Raw genomic sequence first — 20,081 nt, forward strand, 5'->3', positions numbered from 1 at the left:
GTCAGGCGACGACGGAGGCGAAGCCAGCGCAAACGGGCGCGAGCGCCTCTTCGAGGTATGGCACCAGCTCGCCGCGTGTGGAGCCGGCGGCACCCCACGACTGCACCGCTGCCACTGCTGCTCCGACGCTCGAGTAGGCGACGGACCGGGACAGGTGTGAGGGCAGCGGATGCGCACTGCGCTGCTCCACGAACGTCGCGATGATTGCCGCCTGCCGCGCGAGCCGCGAGAGGGCAGATGCCTGCAGCTCGTGAACGCCGCCGATCAACTCGGACTGAGTGAGTACCCACGGCACCGTGGCGGGACCGAAACCGGAGCCGACGACGAGCAGAGCGTCGCGGAGCGCGTCCATCACGGGACGGTCGGCGTCCGTCTCGGCGAGCGCCTCAGGGAGCTGCGCGAGGCGGTCGTCCACGAGTACCCAGAAGACATCGCTCTTGGATTCGAAGTAGTTGAAGAAGGTGTTGCGCGACACTCCGGCGCGCAGGGCGATCTGCTCCACTGTCGTTCGGCCGTAGCTCTGCTCGATGAAAAGATCGAGGGCCGCGTCCTCGAGCATCGACCGCGACGAGGCTCGAGGCCGTCCCCGCTTTGCTCCTCGTGTCATGATCGCTCCTTACTTTCCGTATCCGCCGACGCGCTAGGATAACGGTTGGACGACTGAGACCCGGCCATCACCGGTGAGTCTTCGGAAGAACAGCGTCGGCTCCGGCCGCTGCCCAGTAGACCCGGACGGGTGCGGCCCGTGATAGCCGATCGAGTGGGAACGCGTCAGTGGGCACTCCGTGAGGAGCGTCTGGCCGACCGGTCCAAGCGAGGTGGTACCGCGACCCGGCCCGGGGTCTGAGATCCGGGCGGGCCGTCCTCGTGCAGACCAGCAGCACTGCCAGGAGATCGCACGTGACCTACCCCCTGACCCCGCCCACCCCCGATGGCTTCGAGCCCGCCGAGAATTCCGCCGATGGCCGAGGCGTGACTCCCTCGCCGCGCTTTCCCGAGATTGAGAAGCGCGTACTGGCCTATTGGAAGGCCGACGACACCTTCCAGGAGTCGATTCGTCAGCGCGAGGGCGCGCCGGAGTGGGTCTTCTACGACGGCCCGCCCTTCGCGAATGGCCTTCCGCACTACGGGCATCTGCTCACGGGCTACGCCAAGGACGTCTTCCCGCGCTTTGAGACGATGCGCGGCAAGCAGGTGCATCGCCGCTTCGGCTGGGACACCCACGGCCTCCCGGCCGAGCTCGAGGCGGAGCGGCAGCTCGGCATCACCGACAAGTCGCAGATCGAGGAGATGGGCGTCGCAGCGTTCAACGCGGCCGCGAAGGAGTCGGTGCTGCGCTACACGGGGGAGTGGCAGGAGTACGTTACCCGCCAGGCGCGCTGGGTCGACTTCGATGACGACTACAAGACGCTCGACCCCTCCTTCATGGAGTCGGTGATCTGGGCGTTCAAGCAGCTCTACGACAAGGGACTCGCTTACGAGGGCCACCGCGTGCTGCCCTATTGCTGGCGCGACCAGACCCCGCTCTCGAACCACGAGCTGCGGATGGACGACGACGTCTACAAGATGCGCCAGGATCAGACGGTCACCGTCACCTTCCCGCTGGTCGGCGAGACTGCGGAGGCGCTGCAGCTCACGGCAGTGCGCGCACTCGCGTGGACCACGACTCCCTGGACCCTGCCGACGAACCTTGCCCTCGCGGTCGGGCCGGACATCGAGTACGCCGTCGTGCCAGCGGGCCCGGACGGCGCTGCCGACGGGAAGGGCGAGCCGGAGGAGCGCGAACTCTCGGCCGAGTACCTCTTGGCGATCGACCAGGTCGGCGCCTACGCGAAGGATCTGGGCTATCCCGACGCCGCGTCAGCGCTGGCCGCCGTCTCGCGCACGCACCGCGGTGCCGAACTCGAGGGGATCAGCTACGACCGCCTCTGGGACCACTACGCCGACACCGAAGCCTGGGGCACTCAGAACGCGTGGCGCATCCTCGTCGCCGACTATGTCACCACGAGCGAAGGCACCGGCATCGTGCACCAGGCCCCCGCCTACGGCGAGGACGACCAAAAGGTGTGCGAGGCGGCGGGCATCCCCGTCATCATTTCCGTCGATGACGGAGGCCGCTTCCTGCCTCAGATCGCCGAGGTCGCCGGGCTCCAGGTCTTCGAGGCGAACACGCCACTGACGCGGCTGTTGCGCGCGGAGCACCGCCTTCTCCGCCAGGCCAGCTACGAGCACTCGTATCCGCACTGCTGGCGCTGCCGCAATCCGCTGATCTATAAAGCCGTCTCCAGCTGGTTCGTCCGTGTCACGGCGATCCGGGACCGGATGGAGGAACTCAACCAGGAGATCACCTGGGTCCCGGAGAACGTCAAGGATGGCCAGTTCGGTAAGTGGCTCTCGGGCGCCCGCGACTGGTCGATCAGTCGCAACCGCTACTTCGGCTCGCCCATTCCCGTGTGGAAGAGCGATGATCCCGAGTACCCGCGCATCGACGTCTACGGCTCGCTCGACGAGCTGGGGCGCGACTTCGGCGTGCGCCCGGAAGACCTCCACCGCCCGTACATCGACGAGCTGACCCGACCGAACCCCGACGACCCGACCGGCCGCTCCACGATGCGCCGCATCTCGGACGTACTCGACGTGTGGTTCGACTCCGGATCGATGCCGTTCGCGCAGGTGCACTACCCGTTCGAGAACGCGGACTGGTTCGAGACTCACAATCCGGCGGACTTCATCGTCGAGTACATCGGCCAGACCCGCGGCTGGTTCTACACGCTGCACGTGCTCTCGACGGCACTCTTCGACCGCCCCGCGTTCCGCAACGTGGTCAGCCACGGCATCGTGCTCGGCAACGACGGGCAGAAAATGTCGAAGTCGCTGCGCAACTACCCCGACGTGGCCGAGGTCTTCGATCGCGACGGCTCCGATGCGATGCGCTGGTTCTTGATGTCGAGTCCGGTTCTGCGCGGCGGCAATCTCGTGGTCACCGAGGAAGGGATCCGTGAAGGCGTCCGCCAGGTGCTCCTGCCGCTGTGGAGCACCTGGTACTTCTTCTCGCTCTACGCCAACGCCTCTGCCGAAGGAGGCTATAAGGCGACCCGGCGTACCGACTCCGAGGACGTGCTCGACCGATACCTGCTGGCGAAGACCCACGATCTCGTCACGACCGTCAGCCACCACCTCCAGGCGCTGGACTCCACGCTCGCCGCGGCCGCGCTCCGCGACTTCTCGGATGTGCTCACCAACTGGTACGTGCGGCGCTCCCGCGACCGCTTCTGGCAGGGCGTCGACGCGGAGGGCCGCGGCTCCGAGGCGTTCGACACGCTCTACACCGTTCTCGAGACCGTGTGCCGCACGGCCGCTCCGCTCCTCCCGCTTGTCACCGAGCAGATCTGGCAGGGCCTCACCGGCGGGCGGAGCGTCCACCTGACCGACTGGCCCGAAGCGAGCGAGTTCCCCGTCGATGAGCCTCTCGTGCACGCAATGGACGCCGTGCGCGTTCTCTCGTCGACCGCCCTCTCGCTGCGCAAGAAGGCGGGACTCCGCGTACGTCTGCCGCTCGCACGCCTGACCGTCGTGGTCGCTGGTGCCGAGGAATTGGCACCGTTCGAGGCGATCCTCCGCGACGAGCTGAACGTGAAGGAGGTCTCGCTGGTGCAGCTCGTCGACTCCAGCGCCGCCGACTACGGAGTCACGTCGCGGCTCGCGGTCAACGCGCGCGCCGCGGGTCCCCGCCTGGGTAAGGGCGTGCAGACGGTGATTAAGGCAGCAAAGGCCGGCGACTGGAGCGAGACGGACGGCGTCGTCACCGCCGGCGGTGTCGAGTTGGTCGAGGGTGAATACGAGCTGACCCTCGAGGTCAGTGGCTCCGCTGGCGACGACCGCGCCATCGCGCTGCTCCCGCGCGGCGGCTTCGTGCTGCTTGACACCGCGACGACCCCCGAACTCGAAGCGGAGGGTCTCGCTCGTGACCTCATCCGCGCCGTGCAGGATGCCCGCAAGGCGGCAGGCCTTGAAGTCAGCGACCGGATCGTGCTGGAGATCGTGCTCGACGAGCCGAGTCTGCACGCGCTCGAGCCGCACGCGCTGTGGATCGCAGAGGAGACCCTCGCGACTGGCTGTGGCTTCACTCCGCTGACCGTGGCGCTGGAGGGTGGAGAGGGTGCGATCACCTTCGGCCCGGCCGGCACCGCCATCATCCGCATCGAGAAGATCGAGGCCGCCGATGTCTGATCCGCTCGACAACGACGAGCGTGCGGCCGCGGATGCTGTTTACGCGGCGCTCCTGGCGCGGCTCGGCGAGGCGAGCATCCGCCCGCGACTGGCGCCGACCCGCCGGGCAGTCGAGATCCTCGGCGATCCGCAGCGGGCTTACCCGATCATTCAGGTCGCGGGCACCAACGGGAAGACCTCGACCAGCCGGATGATCGAGAGCCTTCTGCGCGCCCACGGGCTGCGGGTCGGGCTGTTCACCAGCCCGCACCTGGAGCGCGTCAACGAGCGGATAGTCCTCGACGGAGAACCGATCTCGGACCGCAGCCTCGCGGAGAACTGGCAGGACGTCGAGCCCTACCTCCGGATGACCGACGTCGAACTCGCGGAGCAGGGCGAGGCGCCGCTCTCGTACTTCGAGGCGCTGACGGTGCTCGCCTACGCGGCCTTCGCCGATGCCCCTGTCGATGTCGCCGTGATCGAGGTCGGGATGGGCGGTGAATGGGACTCGACGAACGTCGCCGACGCTCAGGTAGCCGTCTTCACTCCGATTGCCCTCGACCACACCACTCGCCTCGGCTCCACGATCGAAGAGATCGCGCGGACCAAGTCGGGCATCGTGAAGCCGCTCGCGTCCGTCGTCTCGGCGAGGCAGGTCCCCGAGGCGGAGGCGGTGCTGCGCCATGCGGCTGAGGTGACCGAGTCCTCTTTGGTCTTCGAGGGCGCGGAGTTCGACGTCGAATCGACAACCGTTGCCGTCGGCGGTCAAGTCGTGACCATCCGTGGCCTCGTCAGCACCTACGAGCAGCTGTTGCTGCCGTTCTTCGGCGACCATCAGGCCGAGAATGCGGCGGTCGCCGTCGCGGCGGTCGAAACCTTCCTTGGCGGAGGCACGCAAGAGCTGACCGGCGACGTGCTCGACGAGGGCTTTGCGGCCGCCACCTCGCCCGGACGGCTGCAGGTGGTGGGCCTCGCGCCGCGCACTCTCGTCGATGCAGCGCACAACCCACATGGCGCTGCCTCCCTCGCCGCCGCGCTCGGTCGCTACTTCGACTTCGACCGGGTGACCGCCGTGCTCGGCGTGTTGGCCGAGAAGGATGCTGCGGGGATCCTCCGCGCGCTGCTGCCGGTGGTCGACGAGCTGATCGTCACGACGGCGCCCAGCGAGCGCGCTCTGCCCGCCGCCGACCTCGCGGCCCTTGCGCGGACGATCTTCCCGAAGGAGGCGGTTCGCGTGGCCGAGGACCCGCACGGCGCGCTCACCGCCGCTCGCGTCCTCGCGTCTCGTACCGACAAGGGCGCACTGCTGGTCACCGGCTCCATCACGCTCGTCGGTCGTACGATCACCATCGCCCGCGACGAGAAGTGGCTGGGGTCGTGAGGGCCGGACGTTCTCGCCGCACACGGACCGTGCGCGAGAGCCTCGGCTCGATCGTGCTTGGCTTCGAGGCGGTCATCGTTTTCCTCGCGACGCTCGTCGCCTTTGGGCTCAAGGTCGCTGATCCGGTGGTCGTGCTGGTCGCAGGAGCTGTGCTCTGCCTCGCGCTGGTCGCTGCCGTGGGCCTGCTGAACCGCCCGATCGGGTTCCGCGTCGGCTGGGTGCTCCAGTTCGTTATCGTGGCCTCGGGCCTGCTGGTCCCGATCATGTACGTCATCGGCGCCGCCTTCGTGGCGCTGTGGACGTACTGCATGGTGACCGGCACCCGCCTCGACGCACAGACCCACCGAGCCGCGCAGCCCGCCGATCCCACCGATCCCACCGAAGGAGAACGCTGAATCATGGCAACTCAGGAGACTCTCGTCCTCGTCAAGCCCGACGGCGTCGCCCGCAACCTCACCGGCGAGATCCTCCGCCGCATCGAGGCGAAGGGCTACTCTCTCATCGACGTCAAGCTTGTCGAGGCCGACCGCGGGCTGCTTTCCGCCCACTACGCCGAGCACGAGGGCAAGCCGTTCTACGAGCCCCTTGTGGAGTTCATGGAGAGCGGACCGATCGTCGCCCTCCGCATCGCTGGCGACCGCGTTATCGAAGGCTTCCGCGCCCTCGCCGGAACCACCGACCCCACCACAGCCGCACCGGGCACGATCCGCGGCGACCTGGGACGCGACTGGGGTCTCAAGGTTCAACAGAATCTCGTGCACGGCTCCGACTCCGAGGAGTCCGCCGCTCGCGAACTCGCGCTGTGGTTCGCCTGAGCATTGTGATGGGGGCACGCCCGAGCGTTGTGGTCGGGCGTTGTGGTCGGGCTGGGCGTGGCTGGCCCGAGGCGATCCGCTTGCCGCGACGGCCTCCGTCACAGGTAGGCGAGCACGTCCAGCCGCACCTGCGCCAGCACGGCGATGAGCAGGTAGCAGAGCAGGGTGAGGAACGGGGTCCAGCCGTACGCCGCGCGCGCGACGCGGCGGATCTTTGAGGGAACCGGGTAGACGCCCTCGCGGAGATTGCGCAAGGTCACGAGCCAAAAGCCGGGAATGACGACTGCCCACGTGAGCATGCACCAGGGGCACAGCGTCCCGAGAGCGTAGATGCTCGTTGCGACGAGCCAGCCGACGAAAACGAGCGCCAGAACGAAGCCGGCGTTAAATAGCGCCCAGAACCATCGGTCGAACCGCGCGCCCGCGAGCAGACCTGCCCCCACGACGATGGGCGCGATCCACGCGGCGAGCCCGATCAGCGGATTCGGGAAGCCGAAGATCGCGCCCTGCGTGGAGTTCAGATTCGCGCTGCACTGCACGAGGAGGCTGAAGTCGCAGCCAAGGCTCGCCTCAGGGGTCGCGAGGGCGGTGAACTTGTCGTTCGTGAGGGCGAATGCGGCGGTCCAGCCGATGATGCCCAGCGCGATCAGCAGGACGGCGAAAACGACCGGACGGTGCTGGGTGGGGGTGCCGTGCACCCCAGAATCGCTGGACACCGGGGGATTATGACATGCGCCGGATCAGCGCCTCTGGGAATGCGTGCGATAATCGGAGCCGTCGGTCCGGGAGACCCCGCATCGACGCGAAGAAGATTTACCGGGCGAGTACCGGGCCACAGGAGATCGACAGCGTTCCGCGAATGGACGCGCCCGGTCTCCGCTCGACCGAGAGACGACCGCTGGTCGCACGACGGTGGAGTACGTGTCGGATAGTCAGTTCCGAGAGTGAAGCTGCACCCGGAGTCTGCGCCACGTGAGCGATGGGACCGGGGGAGCGGAAGGATTCGCGACGGGCCGAGGCCCCTCGCACGAGAGAAGCATCCGGGGAATCGGCGCGGCGAACGACCCGGCCGAGGAGTGCACCAGGAATGGTGGAAGACAACAGCACGAGCGGATCCGATCCGGACCGCGACGAGCCCCGCAGCGGGGCCAGAAAGATCAGCCGCCTCTTCGGTGGCCGCCGGATGACCCGGCGGACCGAGTCGAGCGCGCCAGCGACAGGGGAGACCATCATCGATAGCACCGAGACCGACCAGACCGGCAACGACGAGACCGGGCGGGCGGAGGCTTCCACCGATGTGTCGACGCAGGCGCCCGGGCAGGCGCCTGAGGCCTCCACAGCAGCGCCTGAGCCGTCGACGCTGGCAGGTACCGCGTCCGCCCCCGCACTGCTACCGGTGACCGCTGAGGGGGAGGAGCCGCGCCGGCCCGTCCTGCCGCCCGCGTCACTCCTGTTTCAGGCCCCCGTCCTACCCGATTACGTCGAGCTGACTCCTCTACCCCCGCGAGGCGCCCCGCTCGGTCTCCGCGACGAGCGCGACGAGCGGGACGCTCCTTCGGACGAGCAGGGCTCGATCCGGCGCCGCTCGAGACGCCGCAGCGGCGAGAACGATCGAGGTGGGTCGGATGATCCTGAGCAGACCGTCGTCAGGGTCCGCCAGCCGCGCGAACCCCGCGAGGCGCGCGAACCCGAGCTGATCACCGAACCGCAGCGCATCAAGGGTTCTACCCGGCTTGAGGCCAAGAAGCAGCGCCGTCGCGACGGCCGCGACGCCGGCCGCCGTCGGACCGTCGTGACCGAGTCCGAGTTCCTCGCGCGCCGCGAGGCCGTCGACCGCGTCATGGTCGTGCGTTCGAGGCAGGACAGCATCCGCATCGGCGTGCTCGAAGACGGCGTGCTCGCCGAGCACTACGTCGCCCGCTCACAGGAGGCGTCGCTTATCGGCAACGTCTACCTCGGTCGCGTGCAGAACGTTTTGCCGAGTATGGAGGCCGCCTTCGTCGACATTGGGCGCGGTCGCAATGCCGTGCTGTACTCCGGCGAGGTCGACTGGGACGCCGCGAACAACGCCGGTGGCCCCCGCCGGATCGAACTCGCACTCAAGCCCGGCGACCGTGTCCTCGTGCAGGTCACGAAGGACCCGGTCGGTCACAAGGGCGCCCGCCTCACCAGCCAGATCTCACTGCCCGGCCGCTACCTCGTGTACGTGCCCAACGGATCAATGAACGGCATCTCGCGCAAGCTTCCCGACACAGAGCGCGCGCGCCTCAAGAAGATCCTCAAGGAAGTCCTGCCCGAGAACGTCGGCGTCATCGTCCGCACAGCCGCTGAAGGTGCCACCGAGGAGCAACTCACGGTGGACGTCGAACGCCTCACGGCGCAGTGGACCGCGCTGAGCGACAAGGCCGCAACGGGCCAGGCGCCGGCCCTTCTCCACAGCGAGCCGGACCTCCTGATCAAGATCGTGCGCGACGTCTTCAACGAGGACTTCGAGACGATGGTCATCGCGGGCGACGACGCCCGCGAGACGATCGAGCTCTACCTCAGTCAGGTCGCTCCCGACCTGCTCGAGCGCGTCGAGATCTACACCGGCGAGCAGGACGCCTTCGACGAGTTCCGCATCACGGAGCAGATTGAGAAGGCGCTGGAGCGCAAGGTGTGGCTGCCCAGCGGCGGCTCGCTCGTGATCGACCGCACCGAGGCCATGACCGTCGTCGACGTCAACACCGGCAAGTTCGTCGGCTCCGGCGGCAACCTCGAAGAGACGGTCACCAAGAACAATCTCGAGGCGGCGGAGGAGATCGTTCGCCAGCTGCGGCTGCGCGACATCGGCGGCATCATCGTCGTCGACTTCATCGACATGGTGCTCGAGTCCAACCGCGACCTCGTCCTGCGGCGCCTGGTCGAGTGCCTGAGCCGCGACCGTACGAAGCACCAGGTGGCCGAGGTCACCTCGCTCGGGCTCGTACAGATGACCCGCAAGAAGTTGGGGCTCGGTCTGCTCGAGACGTTCAGCGAAAACTGCGAAGTCTGCGCGGGCCGCGGTGTCATCGTGCACCACGATCCTGTGCTGAAGCATCGCTCGACCGCGGCGCCGCAGCAGGAGCAGCGCCGGCGCGGAAAGGGCGGCGATCAGCAGCCCGCCTCCGGCCGCTCGAACGGCGCGTCCACGGCTGCCGCCAAGTCGGTCAGCACTCACGCCATTACCGATGACGCCAAGAACGCCCTCGCGCAGATCGCCGCAAGCACCATTCAGCCGCAGGCAGCGCGCCAGGCTACGGAGGAAGTGGCCGAACTGGTCGAGGACGCCACCGAAACCGAGCCGATCGCCGCTCCCCAGGAGGCGGGAGAGAAGCAGCTCGCCGAGCCTGCGTCCCGTGGGGAACGTCCCGTTCGGGGAGAGCGGCGGCGCCGCAGCCGTGACCGCGAGCCTCGCCAGGAGAGCGCCGAGGCGCCTGTCGAGCAGATGGCCGACTTTGCCGCGGCGGCGATTCTCGACATCCCGATCCCGCCGGCGCCTGTCACGCCACCGCGTCGGGTACGCAGCGACGTGGCCGAGCACCTGCTTGACTCCGTGCTCGATGCGCTGCCCGCGCCGAAGCAGCCCGGTCAGGGTCGAGCCAAGAGCCGCCGGGTCACCACGGCCGCGCTCACGGGTGTCGCCGTCATCCCCGAGCACACGCCGCGGCGCGCCGACCAGCAATAGCGGCCGGGAAGGCGCTCAGGAGGGCCCGGAGGTCGGCGAGAGTCGGCACCGGGCCCTCTCGCGGTCGCGACCCCTGATCCGTAAGCCGCTGTCTCGGAGCCGCTCGACCAGCTCCCGCATGCTGACGTGCAGCGCGCCGGCGCCGATCAGTTCTGCAATCCGCTCCTGTGGCACGTCGTAGTGGTCGAGGTCGAAGCCGCGCTCCGGTACTCCGGCGCGTTGAGCGAACGCGTGTAGCTCCTCCAACGAGACGTCGCTCACGAGGTGCGCCCAGAGCGTGCCGTGAGCCGGCCAGCGTGCTGCGTCGATGAGGATGGCCACGCCTTGATCGTAGGCGGCGCGTCGCCGCCGCGTCCGCCCACAGCTCGGCTACCGTGACGAGGTCGTTGGTCGGACGGCGCAGCCCCAGTGGGTGCGTGAGTTTGACCGTGGAGTGTGTAACCCGTACTCTTGACCGTTGGTGTGGCGCGATCCATGTGCTCACGCAGATTTCCGTTGTCGCTCCGCCCCTTCGGGGGTGCGGGCCGCGGTGCCGGTTCCCTCTCATCGTGAGGAGACGGGTACGAACCGGAAGACCGGGGCACAGCCCCGTCCCTACAAGCCCCGGATGGCGCCTCCGCTCCGTCCAGACGAGAAACAGGTACGAGAAGTGGTTTACGCAGTTGTGCGCGCCGGCGGTCGGCAGGAGAAGGTCGAGGTCGGCACCATCGTGACGATGGACCGGGTCAAGGCCGACGAGAACGGCACCGTGCAGCTTCCTGCCGTGCTGCTCGTTGATGGTGAGTCAATCACCTCGGATGCGGCGACCCTCGCGGGTGTCACCGTTACCGCCGAGGTGCTCGAGGACCTCCGCGGTCCGAAGATCATCATTCAGAAGTTCAAGAACAAGACCGGTTACAAGAAGCGCCAGGGGCACCGTCAGGACCTCACGCGCGTCAAGGTCACTGGCATCAAGTAGTCCTGAACAGCAATTGAGCTGACCCGCGGAGCGAGCCATCGCCGTGCGGGCATCAGCACGGGGCTGCGGCCCCCCGGTCTCGAGGAGATGAGAAATGGCACACAAGAAGGGCGCGAGTTCCACTCGCAATGGTCGCGACTCGAACGCGCAGCGTCTCGGCGTCAAGCGCTTCGGCGGCCAGGTCGTGAGCGCGGGCGAGATCATCGTCCGCCAGCGCGGAACCCACTTCCACCCCGGCGCGAACGTCGGCCGTGGTGGCGACGACACTCTGTTCGCCCTCTCGGCGGGCGCTGTGCAGTTCGGTCAGAAGGGCGGCCGCAAGGTCGTCAACATCGTGGCGGCCGCCCAGTAGGGTCGGCCTCCTCGGCCGCACAGGCACAGGATGCAAGGGGCGGGCTTCGGCTCGCCCCTTGCGCGTTTCTGGGAGCTTCTGCTCCCGGCGGCGTCGGTATCTCGACACCGCACACCTCTTCATCGGACGGATATACACCCATGGTCACTTTCGTCGACAACGTCACGCTGCACCTGCGTGCCGGCCACGGCGGGAACGGCTGCGTCTCCGTGCGTCGCGAGAAGTTCAAGCCGCTCGCCGGCCCCGACGGCGGTAATGGTGGTCACGGAGGGGACATCGTTCTCGTCGCCGACCCGCAGACCACGACCCTCCTCGGGTACCACCGCCATCCGCACCGCAGCTCGGCGAATGGCGGACCGGGAATGGGTGACCACCGCGCGGGCGGAAATGGCGAGCTGCTTGAACTTCCCATCCCCATCGGCACGGTCGTCAAGTCGCTCGATGGCGAACAACTGATCGACATGGACGAGCCGGGTCTGCGATTCGTGATTGCCCCCGGCGGTCAGGGCGGGTTGGGTAACGCGTCGCTCGCTACGACGAAGCGCAAGGCCCCCGGTTTCGCACTGCTCGGCACACCGGGGTGGGAGGGCGATGTCGTCCTCGAACTCAAGACGGTGGCGGATGTCGCTCTGGTCGGCTTTCCCTCCGCGGGCAAATCGAGCCTCGTGGCGGCCATCTCGGCGGCGAAGCCCAAGATCGCCGACTACCCCTTCACCACGCTCGCTCCCAACCTGGGCGTCGTTCAGGCAGGGGAGTCGCGCTTCACCGTCGCCGATGTCCCCGGCTTGATCGAGGGAGCCAGCGAGGGCAGAGGCCTTGGCCTGGAGTTCCTCCGCCATGTCGAACGCTGTACCGCGCTCGTGCATGTGCTCGATTGCGCGACGCTCGAGCCGGGCCGTGATCCGCTGACCGACCTCGACGTCATCCTCGGCGAACTCGCCGCCTATCCCGTCGGCGAGGGGCAGGTGCCGCTGATCGAGCGTCCGCAACTGGTCGCCCTCAACAAGATCGACGTGCCCGAGGCGCAGGAGCTGGCCGACTTCGTTCGGACCGATCTGGAGGGCCGCGGCTACCGCGTCTTCGAGATCTCCGCCGTGAGCCACTCCGGGCTTCGGCAGCTCACGTTCGCTCTCGCCGAGATTGTCGAGAAGCATCGCCTCGACCTCGCCGCTGTTCCCCGCGTCGAGCGGATGACGATCCGCCCGCGCGCCGTGGACGAGAAGGACTTCGAGATCAAGGTCGAGGGCGGGTCGTATGGGAACGTCTATCGCGTCCTGGGCACGAAGCCGGAGCGCTGGGTCGCCCAGACCGACTTCACTAACGATGAGGCCGTCGGATTCCTTGCCGACCGCCTGGCCAAGCTGGGCGTCGAGAACGGCCTGTTCTCGGCCGGTGCCGTTGCCGGCTCCACCGTCGTCATCGGTCCGGGCGACGGAGTCATCTTCGATTGGGAGCCGACTCTGACCTCGACCGCCGAGCTGATTACCGCCCCTCGGGGCACCGATCTGCGGCTTGACGAGAATCAGCGCAAGACCCGCAATGAGCGCCGCGAGGATTACTTCGAGCGGATGGACGCCAAAGCGCAGGCCCGCGCCGAACTCGAGCGCGAGCGCGAGGGCGGAGTCTGGCGGGTCGCCGACGAGGAGGACGGCCAGGCGGACTGACTTCTCGGCCACCGGGTCGTCGGCGAATACACTGGCCCGATGCCGCAGACGACCCATGACAGCATCGAGCTGACCGAGCGCTTCGCCGCCTCCCGCGCCGCCTCCCGCGCTCTCAGGAGCGCGACGACCGACCTCAAGAATCGCGCGCTGATGGCCATCGCCGAAGCAGTGCGCACGAGCGCCGCGCGAGTAGTACCGGCGAACGAACTCGATCTCGAACGTGGCCGGGGCAGCGGCATGAGTGCGGGGCTGCAGGACCGCCTCCGACTCGATCAGGCCCGCCTAGGGTCTCTCGCCGAGGCTGTCCTGGCTATCGCAGGGCTGACCGATCCCGTCGGGCAGACCGTCCGCGGCTCGAACCTCCCGAACGGAGCCTCGCTCACACAGGTACGGGTGCCCTTCGGTGTCGTCGGAGCGATCTACGAGGCGCGGCCGAACGTCACCATCGACATCGCGGCGCTCGCCCTGAAGAGCGGCAACGCCGTCGTCCTGCGTGGAGGTAGCGCCGCCGAGAACACGAACCGCGTGCTGGTGGAGCTGTTGCAGGATGCAGTCGTCTCCGTCGGGCTGCCGGCCGCGCTGGTGCAGACGGTCGATGACCACGGCCGCGACGGCGCAAAGGCGCTGATGCGCGCGCGCGGCTACGTCGATGTCCTGGTGCCGCGGGGGAGTGCCGGCCTGATCGAGTCGGTCGTCACGGAATCGACCGTGCCGGTCATCGAGACCGGCGCCGGCGTGGTCCACACCTTTCTCGATGCGAGCGCCAACGAGCAGTGGGCGGTCGACATCGTGCACAACGCCAAGGTGCAGCGGCCGAGCACGTGCAACGCCCTCGAGACGCTTCTGGTGCACCGCGACGCGGCCGAGCGCCTACTCCCGCCCGTTTTGGGGCGTCTCGCCGAGGCGGGGGTCACCGTCCACGGCGACGACCGCGTGCTCGCTCTGCACCCCGCTGCAGTACCGGCGACGGAGGAGGACTGGTCAGCCGAGTACTACTCGCTCGACATTGCCGTCGCCGTTGTCGATGACCTCGACGCCGCGATGGCGCATATCGACAGGTACTCGACGCATCACACCGAGTCGATCGTGACGAACGACCTGGCAAACGCCGAGCGTTTTCTCGCCGAGGTTGACTCCGCCGTGGTGATGGTCAACGCCTCCTCCCGCTTCACGGACGGGGGCGAGTTCGGCTTTGGCGCCGAAGTCGGCATCTCGACGCAGAAGCTGCACGCGCGTGGGCCGATGGGACTCCCCGAGCTGACGACCACGAAATGGTTGCTGCGCGGAACAGGGCAGATCCGGGGCTGAATGCGCTGCGGCCGCTAGGCTGACCTGTCGCCCCGCGGCATCCGGGTACACTCGACGGAGCCCCGCCGGGGTGTCCACGACCTCCAAGGAGCACCGCATGTCCCTCGCGACGACCGTCCTTGCCGAAGCAGCGGCCCACGCGGAGCTTCCGTTCCCCCCGATCGTCTTCGGCCTGATCGCCGCCGTCGCCTTCACCGCTCTCGGCTTCGTCACCTGGAGCTACCGCGACGTCGCCAATCGCCACTCGCACAAGACTGGCGCGGGGTCGCAGGACCAGCACGGTCACGGCCACTAGCCTGGGAGCCCCGCTATCGTGACGTCCGCCTCGAGCGGAGACACCCGGCGTCCCCGCATCGGCGTGATGGGCGGCACCTTCGACCCAATCCACCACGGGCACCTGGTGGCCGCCTCGGAGGTAGCGCAGTCGTTCGATCTCGACGAAGTTGTCTTCGTGCCCACTGGTCAGCCGTGGCACAAGAAGACGGTGACCTCGGCCGAACACCGCTATTTGATGACAGTGATTGCAACGGCATCAAACCCCTCGTTTACCGTGAGCCGCGTTGACGTCGACCGCGTAGGGACGACCTACACGATCGACACTCTTCGAGACATCCACGCCGCGCATCCGGATGCCGAACTGTTCTTCATCACCGGTGCCGACGCAGTCGCCCAAATCCTGAGCTGGAAGGACTACGACGAGCTCTGGGAGCTGGCCCACTTCGTCGCGGTCAGCCGGCCAGGCCATGTCCTCAACGTTTCGGAATTGCCGGCGCAAGACGTATCCTTGTTGGAAATTCCGGCGCTAGCGATTTCCTCGACCGACTGTCGGAGCCGCGTGAACCGGGGTCATCCGGTCTGGTATCTGGTTCCCGACGGTGTCGTCCAGTACATCTCGAAGCACCACCTGTATCGGAGTACGTCATGACAGTTCAGCCCGAGGAGAAGCCGCTCACCCGGCGCGAGATCCGCGAGCGAGAGAGGCGCGAGGCCGGTGCGACCCCCTCCGCCGCCGCTCCGACGACATCACGCCGGGCAGCCACCGCCTCCGCGACAGCCGCCGGTGACATTCCGGTCCTCACCCCTACCCAGGCGATGCGGATCACGCCCGTCGCTCCGAGCCCCGCGAGCGAGCCTGACCTGCGGACGTCCTCGCTCGAGATTGTTGCAACGGAGAATGCGACCGGTCGCGCCCTCACTCGACGCGAATTGCGCGCGCTCCTCGCGCAGCAGCAGGCCGAGAACGTCGCCGCTGCACCACAGACCGAGCGGTCCTCCCACTTCGGCGACGTCGAAGACGCTCTCGAGCGCCCCTCGTCGATTCAGCCGACCGGTGCCGGTGCAGTCGAGGAGGCCGCGGACGTATCACGCGACGCCGAGCCCGTCCCCGAGTACAGGTCTGGGGACCTAGAGACCGGTGCCGCGCAGGAGCAGCCGGCCCTTGGCCCCTCCGGTCCTGTGTCGACGGACGACCCCGAGTCCGAGACGCACGACAAGCCAACAGACGACGACAAGCCAGCGGACGATGACGAACGAGGGACAGACGGCGAGTCCGGGCAGCCGCACCTGAACACCGCGCTCTTCGCTGCCGTCGGCTCCCTCGACATCGCAGAGGAGAAGGCGACTGAGATCACTGGCAACTTCCACCCTCCGATCGAGCACCTCGCCATCACCGAGGAACTCGACAACAAGTCGAAGGAAGAGGTCGACGCCTCGTTTGACTCGCTCATCGCGAGCGGAGTCGCCGCGACCGGCGCGGTCACGACCACTAATGCTCTGATTCTGCCGACGACCGGCTCGGGCACTACCGCGAGGGCGGACACGGGAGAAATCCTGGTCACCGGCTCGTTCGATCTGCCCCGCAGCCTCGGCTCGACCGGCCAACATCCTAATCTCTACGACTCGCCGGACGTCGACCGTTACGTCGATCGTATCGACCGTGAGCAGCCCGTCGGCGAATCGGAGCCTGTCCGCGCCTCGAGTGCCGTGTCCACCCACGCCGCCGGTACGTCGATAATCGCGCCGCAGAAGCGTGCAGGCATCAGCGTGCCCGTCGTCCTTGCGATCACGGCAGCCGTTCTCCTCGTCGCCTCCATCGCGCTGTTCGTCGGCGGCTTTGTGCTCCACATCTTCTGATCCCCACCACCGACACTGAAGGCTTCATGACTGCGACCGACTCCGCCCGCGCCCTGCTTCAACTCGCGGCCACCGCCGCCGACTCCAAGGGCGGAGAGGATCTTGTCGCGCTCGACGTCTCAGGCCCGCTGCCTCTCGTCGACATTTTCTTCCTCGTGACTGGTCGGTCCGAGCGAAACGTGGTCGCCATCGCGAACGAGGTGGAGGACCGACTGCACGACTCGGGGGCGAAGCTCCTCCGCCGGGAGGGACGAGCCGAGGGCCGCTGGATCCTGCTCGACTTCGGCGATCTCGTCGTCCACGTCTTCCACGAGGAGGACCGGATGTACTACTCACTCGAGCGCCTTTGGAAGGACTGCCCGACAGTGCCGTTCACCCTCAATCAGGCCGTCTCGGCAGACTCATCGGCTGCGACGACCTGAGGAACACGCCCGGCGGCAGGACTCGATTTCGCTGCACGAAGATCGTGTTGTAGGTTATCGGAGTTGCTTCCGCTGGGCGGTGACGGCACAACAGCAAGAAGCGCAGAACAGAAAAACTGTTACGCAGTAAAAACATCAAACAGCACTACTCACGGGTCCGTGGCGCAGCTGGTAGCGCACCTGCATGGCATGCAGGGGGTCAGGGGTTCGAATCCCCTCGGATCCACCGAATGGTCCGCACTCCTTTGGGAGTGCGGACCTTGGTCGTTAAGGGCGGCTCGCGGCCCTCCGTGCTGCAGGTGAGCGCCGGTCCCAACGAGGAACGTCGACGGGCTCTCGCGGCCGTCCTGCGCCAGGGTAGACGTCGCGCCACCTCGGCCAGCATGTCGGTCAGTGCCTCAGCGCGCGCGGCGATCCTGGTCTGTGCCGCCCTATCATCCGGGCGCGAAGGCGAGGGAAAGCGCCCACAGAAGGTGATTGGTGCATAGGCACATGGAGGGAGAACTCGTCGTCCCGGACGGCGTGCACCGTCTGTTCCGGGGCGACTGCTTCTAGCCCACCCATGTCGTCCCAGTCGCAAGAGTCGGCTCCCTCAATGCGCTCCGTGCGGCGGTTCGAGCGCTGGTCCCAGCCCGAACACGATCGTCGGCGTGAGCGACGCGGTCGAGACCACGAAAGACCCCCACTGAGCGCCTCTACCCTGGAGACATGCCCACTCTGCGCGACGTCCATGCCGTCATCGACCGACTCTGGCCCGAGGCGGCCGCCGAGGACTGGGACGCGCCCGGTCTCGTGACGGGCAACCCCGGCGCCCCTGTCGAGCGCATCCTTCTCACCATCGACGTGGTCGCCGACACGGTGGCGGAGGCTGTCGACGGCGGCTTCCAGTTGCTCATCGCGCACCATCCGCTTCTCCTGCGAGGCGTGACCTCTATCGCCGAGGATGGATACAAGGGCCGGCTCCTCGCCGACCTGATCCGTGGCGGCTGCGCCCTGATCTCGGCACACACGAACGCTGACATCGTGGCCAGCGGCGTCTCGGACGTGATTGCTGGCCGCCTGGGCCTGACCGGCGCGACCCCCGTCGTCCCGGGGGCCGACCCGTCCGTCGGGCTCGGTCGCGTCGGCAATCTGCCGGAGGAACTCACTCTCGGCCGCCTCGCCGCGGCCGTCGCCGAGATGTTGCCTCCGACGGCTGGGGGAGTGCGCGTTGCCGGAGGGTATGAGACGCCCGTGCGGAGGGTCTCCCTCTGTGGCGGAGCAGGCGACTCCCTCCTCAGCGCCCCTGCGGTGCGGACAAGCGACGTCTACATCACGGCTGATCTGCGGCACCACCCGGCGTCGGAGGCGCGTGAGAAGGCCGTGCACGGTACCGGTCCCGCCCTCATCGACGTCTCGCACTGGGCGAGCGAGTGGCTCTGGCTTGACGTCGCTGCCGCCGCGCTGCGTGAGGCGTTGCCGACCGTGACCGTGACGGTCAGCGAGACCCGTACCGACCCGTGGGATTTCGCCATCGTGCGGTGAGCGGCGATCGGCACGGGAGAATAGACGCGGCACGCTCACCCTCCGTGCCGGGAACGAGGACAGCGACGTGAACGCCACCCCCGCCGACCAGCGCCAACTCCTGACGCTGGCGAGTTTAGACACGAGGGGCGCGCAGCTTCGGCACGCCATCGCGACCCTCCCGCACATCGCAAAGATCCAGGCGTTGCAGGCTCGTGACAACGAGACTCGCCGCGCTCTCGCCGAGCGAGTCGGACGTCTCGAGGACGTGCGCACCGAGCTTGGTCGCATCGAGTCCGACGTCACCGTCGTCGAGAAGCGCCTCGCGCGCGACCGCGACCGCCTTCAGACCGCTTCGTCCGCGAAGGACATCGCGGCGCTCGAGGGCGAGATCACCTCGCTCGTCAAGCGCCGCGGCAATCTCGAGGACATCGAGCTCACGCTGATGGAGCGGATCGAGGGAATCGAAGGTGAGGTCGCGGCGGCGCAAGCCGAGCGTGACGAGGTCGTTGCAGCGCTGGCCGCCCTCGCTGACGAGCGAGACGCCCAGGCCGAGAAGCTGCGGGAGAAGCAGGAGGCGCTGGCCCGCGATCGCGCGTCGCTCGTCACTACTCTTCCCGAGGATCTCGTGGAGCTCTACGACAAGCAGCGTGCCCGCTATGGCGTTGGTGCGGCCCTCCTTCGCGGCAAGGTCTCCGAGGGCAGCGGAGTCGCGCTGACGGAATCGGACCTGTCCTGGATCCGTGCTTCCGCGCCCGACGAGGTCGTCCTTTGCCCCGATAGCGGTTGTATTCTCATTCGCGGTGAGGAGTCCACTCTCGGGTGAGCCGTACACTGGTCGGGCGAACGGGTCGGCAAGACGGTCGCGTCACCGGAGCGAGAGTTCCGGTGCCGAGGAACGTCCGGGCTCCGCAGAGCAGGGTGGTGGGTAACACCCACCCGGGGCAACCCGCGAGACAGTGCCACAGAGAACAGACCGCCGCAGACTCCGGTCCGCGGTAAGGGTGAAACGGTGGTGTAAGAGACCACCAGGGGCCGGAGTGATCCGGTCCGCTCGGTAAACCTCGCCCGGAGCAAGGTCAGACAGAGGACGATGCGGCTGCTCGTCGGGTCCTCGGGTAGACCGCTGGAGGGTCGCGGCAACGCGACTCCGAGAGAGATGGCCGTCTAGCGCCCGCCGAGAGGCGCGGCGTGAACAGAACCCGGCGTATCAGCCGACCCCTTCGCCGGGAGACGCCCCACTCCGGTGGGGCATCTCCCGTCCCCACCCCCCTCCCACGCTCCTCGCCCTTACGCGTGCCAGCAGGAACCGCCGTGCCAACGAGGACCAGGCCACCCACCGAAACGCCTACCAGCGTTTCGACGCAGCCGTTCGCGCCCCGCTCTGCAAAACGCCTACGTCGCGAGGCCAACCGCGCCACGGCAGGCAGGGACCGCCATGCCAACAAGGACCAGGCGACCCACCGAAACGCGTGCCAGCGTTTCGACGCAGCCGTTCGCGCCCCGCTCTGCAAAACGTCTACGTCGCAAAGCCAACCGCACCACGGCAGGCAGGGACCGCCATGCCAACAAGGACCAGGCGACCCACCGAAACGCGTGCCAGCGTTTCGGCGCAGCCGTTCGCACCCCG

Annotated in this window: 18 protein-coding genes, 1 tRNA gene and 1 other RNA gene; 17 read left to right on the plus strand and 3 right to left on the minus strand. The window is 67.8% G+C overall.

Annotated elements, in window-relative coordinates:
- Position 1: 1 nt before the first annotated feature.
- Positions 2–607, minus strand: a complete 606-nt coding sequence (locus tag B0H03_RS03380; protein ID WP_104264714.1) for a TetR/AcrR family transcriptional regulator — start codon at positions 605–607, stop codon at positions 2–4.
- A 293-nt stretch (positions 608–900) separates the two neighbouring features.
- On the opposite strand from B0H03_RS03380, the gene ileS reads away from it, so the two are divergent.
- From ileS to ndk, 4 genes are read left to right on the plus strand one after another with little or no spacing between them, the layout of a single operon-like run.
- Complete coding sequence (gene ileS, locus B0H03_RS03385) at positions 901–4,230, plus strand: isoleucine--tRNA ligase (protein WP_419956900.1); 3,330 nt, start codon at positions 901–903, stop codon at positions 4,228–4,230.
- Positions 4,223–5,590 carry a bifunctional folylpolyglutamate synthase/dihydrofolate synthase gene (locus tag B0H03_RS03390; RefSeq protein WP_104264751.1) on the plus strand — a complete coding sequence of 456 codons (1,368 nt, stop codon included), beginning with the start codon at positions 4,223–4,225 and terminating at the stop codon, positions 5,588–5,590. The genes ileS and B0H03_RS03390 overlap by 8 nt, the downstream gene beginning before the upstream one ends.
- A 29-nt stretch (positions 5,591–5,619) precedes the next feature.
- A complete protein-coding gene (locus tag B0H03_RS03395) occupies positions 5,620–5,985 on the plus strand; it encodes a DUF4233 domain-containing protein (protein WP_241560387.1) in 366 nt (121 codons plus the stop codon).
- A gap of 3 nt (positions 5,986–5,988) precedes the next feature.
- The gene (gene ndk / locus B0H03_RS03400; protein WP_104264753.1) at positions 5,989–6,405 is read left to right on the plus strand and encodes a nucleoside-diphosphate kinase; all 417 of its coding nucleotides are present in this window, start codon (positions 5,989–5,991) and stop codon (positions 6,403–6,405) included.
- A gap of 98 nt (positions 6,406–6,503) precedes the next feature.
- Here ndk and B0H03_RS03405 read toward each other — a convergent pair whose 3' ends face one another.
- Positions 6,504–7,121 carry a vitamin K epoxide reductase family protein gene (locus B0H03_RS03405; protein WP_241560386.1) on the minus strand — a complete coding sequence of 206 codons (618 nt, stop codon included), beginning with the start codon at positions 7,119–7,121 and terminating at the stop codon, positions 6,504–6,506.
- Positions 7,122–7,492: 371 nt separating this feature from the next.
- Here B0H03_RS03405 and B0H03_RS03410 point away from each other — a divergent pair, with 371 nt between their 5' ends.
- Positions 7,493–10,111: an Rne/Rng family ribonuclease gene (locus B0H03_RS03410; protein WP_104264755.1), complete on the plus strand. Its 2,619-nt coding sequence runs from the start codon at positions 7,493–7,495 to the stop codon at positions 10,109–10,111.
- Between the two features lie 15 nt (positions 10,112–10,126).
- Here the strand turns inward: B0H03_RS03410 and B0H03_RS03415 are convergent, their stop codons facing one another.
- Positions 10,127–10,432, minus strand: a complete 306-nt coding sequence (locus B0H03_RS03415) for a DUF4031 domain-containing protein (protein ID WP_104264756.1) — start codon at positions 10,430–10,432, stop codon at positions 10,127–10,129.
- Between the two features lie 328 nt (positions 10,433–10,760).
- Here B0H03_RS03415 and rplU point away from each other — a divergent pair, with 328 nt between their 5' ends.
- The 12 genes from rplU (at position 10,761) to rnpB (ending at position 19,677) form a co-directional block, all read left to right on the plus strand.
- Positions 10,761–11,069 carry a 50S ribosomal protein L21 gene (rplU, locus tag B0H03_RS03420; protein WP_104223682.1) on the plus strand — a complete coding sequence of 103 codons (309 nt, stop codon included), beginning with the start codon at positions 10,761–10,763 and terminating at the stop codon, positions 11,067–11,069.
- Positions 11,070–11,163: 94 nt separating this feature from the next.
- Positions 11,164–11,421 carry a 50S ribosomal protein L27 gene (gene rpmA, locus B0H03_RS03425; RefSeq protein ID WP_104264757.1) on the plus strand — a complete coding sequence of 86 codons (258 nt, stop codon included), beginning with the start codon at positions 11,164–11,166 and terminating at the stop codon, positions 11,419–11,421.
- A gap of 140 nt (positions 11,422–11,561) precedes the next feature.
- Positions 11,562–13,085: a GTPase ObgE gene (gene obgE, locus B0H03_RS03430; protein ID WP_104264758.1), complete on the plus strand. Its 1,524-nt coding sequence runs from the start codon at positions 11,562–11,564 to the stop codon at positions 13,083–13,085.
- 39 nt (positions 13,086–13,124) lie between these two features.
- Positions 13,125–14,393 (plus strand): glutamate-5-semialdehyde dehydrogenase, encoded by a 1,269-nt coding sequence (locus tag B0H03_RS03435; RefSeq protein ID WP_104264759.1) that lies wholly within the window; start codon positions 13,125–13,127, stop codon positions 14,391–14,393.
- Between the two features lie 97 nt (positions 14,394–14,490).
- Complete coding sequence (locus B0H03_RS03440) at positions 14,491–14,688, plus strand: hypothetical protein (protein ID WP_104264760.1); 198 nt, start codon at positions 14,491–14,493, stop codon at positions 14,686–14,688.
- Between the two features lie 18 nt (positions 14,689–14,706).
- Positions 14,707–15,318, plus strand: a complete 612-nt coding sequence (gene nadD, locus B0H03_RS03445) for a nicotinate-nucleotide adenylyltransferase (RefSeq protein WP_258061985.1) — start codon at positions 14,707–14,709, stop codon at positions 15,316–15,318.
- On the plus strand, positions 15,315–16,526 hold the full coding sequence (locus tag B0H03_RS03450; protein WP_104264761.1) for a hypothetical protein: 1,212 nt from the start codon (positions 15,315–15,317) through the stop codon (positions 16,524–16,526). The genes nadD and B0H03_RS03450 overlap by 4 nt, the downstream gene beginning before the upstream one ends.
- A gap of 26 nt (positions 16,527–16,552) precedes the next feature.
- A complete protein-coding gene (rsfS, locus tag B0H03_RS03455; protein WP_104264762.1) occupies positions 16,553–16,948 on the plus strand; it encodes a ribosome silencing factor in 396 nt (131 codons plus the stop codon).
- Positions 16,949–17,101: 153 nt separating this feature from the next.
- A tRNA-Ala gene (locus B0H03_RS03460) sits at positions 17,102–17,174 on the plus strand.
- A gap of 482 nt (positions 17,175–17,656) precedes the next feature.
- Positions 17,657–18,472, plus strand: coding sequence for a Nif3-like dinuclear metal center hexameric protein (locus B0H03_RS03465; protein WP_104264763.1), 816 nt, complete (start codon positions 17,657–17,659; stop codon positions 18,470–18,472).
- A 67-nt stretch (positions 18,473–18,539) separates the two neighbouring features.
- Positions 18,540–19,277: a zinc ribbon domain-containing protein gene (locus tag B0H03_RS03470; RefSeq protein ID WP_104264764.1), complete on the plus strand. Its 738-nt coding sequence runs from the start codon at positions 18,540–18,542 to the stop codon at positions 19,275–19,277.
- A 21-nt stretch (positions 19,278–19,298) separates the two neighbouring features.
- Positions 19,299–19,677, plus strand: an RNA gene (gene rnpB, locus B0H03_RS03475) — RNase P RNA component class A.
- Positions 19,678–20,081: the final 404 nt, after the last annotated feature.

Source organism: Rathayibacter iranicus NCPPB 2253 = VKM Ac-1602, assembly GCF_003149025.1.
Lineage (GTDB): Bacteria > Actinomycetota > Actinomycetes > Actinomycetales > Microbacteriaceae > Rathayibacter > Rathayibacter iranicus.

Coding starts and splice junctions, on each gene's coding strand:
- rpmA (WP_104264757.1), top strand. CDS start 11,164: ATGGCACACAAGAAGGGCGCGAGTTCCACTCGCAATGGTCGCGACTCG.
- B0H03_RS03380 (WP_104264714.1), bottom strand. CDS start 607: ATGACACGAGGAGCAAAGCGGGGACGGCCTCGAGCCTCGTCGCGGTCG.
- B0H03_RS03410 (WP_104264755.1), top strand. CDS start 7,493: ATGGTGGAAGACAACAGCACGAGCGGATCCGATCCGGACCGCGACGAG.
- obgE (WP_104264758.1), top strand. CDS start 11,562: ATGGTCACTTTCGTCGACAACGTCACGCTGCACCTGCGTGCCGGCCAC.
- rsfS (WP_104264762.1), top strand. CDS start 16,553: ATGACTGCGACCGACTCCGCCCGCGCCCTGCTTCAACTCGCGGCCACC.
- ndk (WP_104264753.1), top strand. CDS start 5,989: ATGGCAACTCAGGAGACTCTCGTCCTCGTCAAGCCCGACGGCGTCGCC.
- B0H03_RS03450 (WP_104264761.1), top strand. CDS start 15,315: ATGACAGTTCAGCCCGAGGAGAAGCCGCTCACCCGGCGCGAGATCCGC.
- B0H03_RS03465 (WP_104264763.1), top strand. CDS start 17,657: ATGCCCACTCTGCGCGACGTCCATGCCGTCATCGACCGACTCTGGCCC.
- B0H03_RS03390 (WP_104264751.1), top strand. CDS start 4,223: ATGTCTGATCCGCTCGACAACGACGAGCGTGCGGCCGCGGATGCTGTT.
- B0H03_RS03440 (WP_104264760.1), top strand. CDS start 14,491: ATGTCCCTCGCGACGACCGTCCTTGCCGAAGCAGCGGCCCACGCGGAG.
- B0H03_RS03435 (WP_104264759.1), top strand. CDS start 13,125: ATGCCGCAGACGACCCATGACAGCATCGAGCTGACCGAGCGCTTCGCC.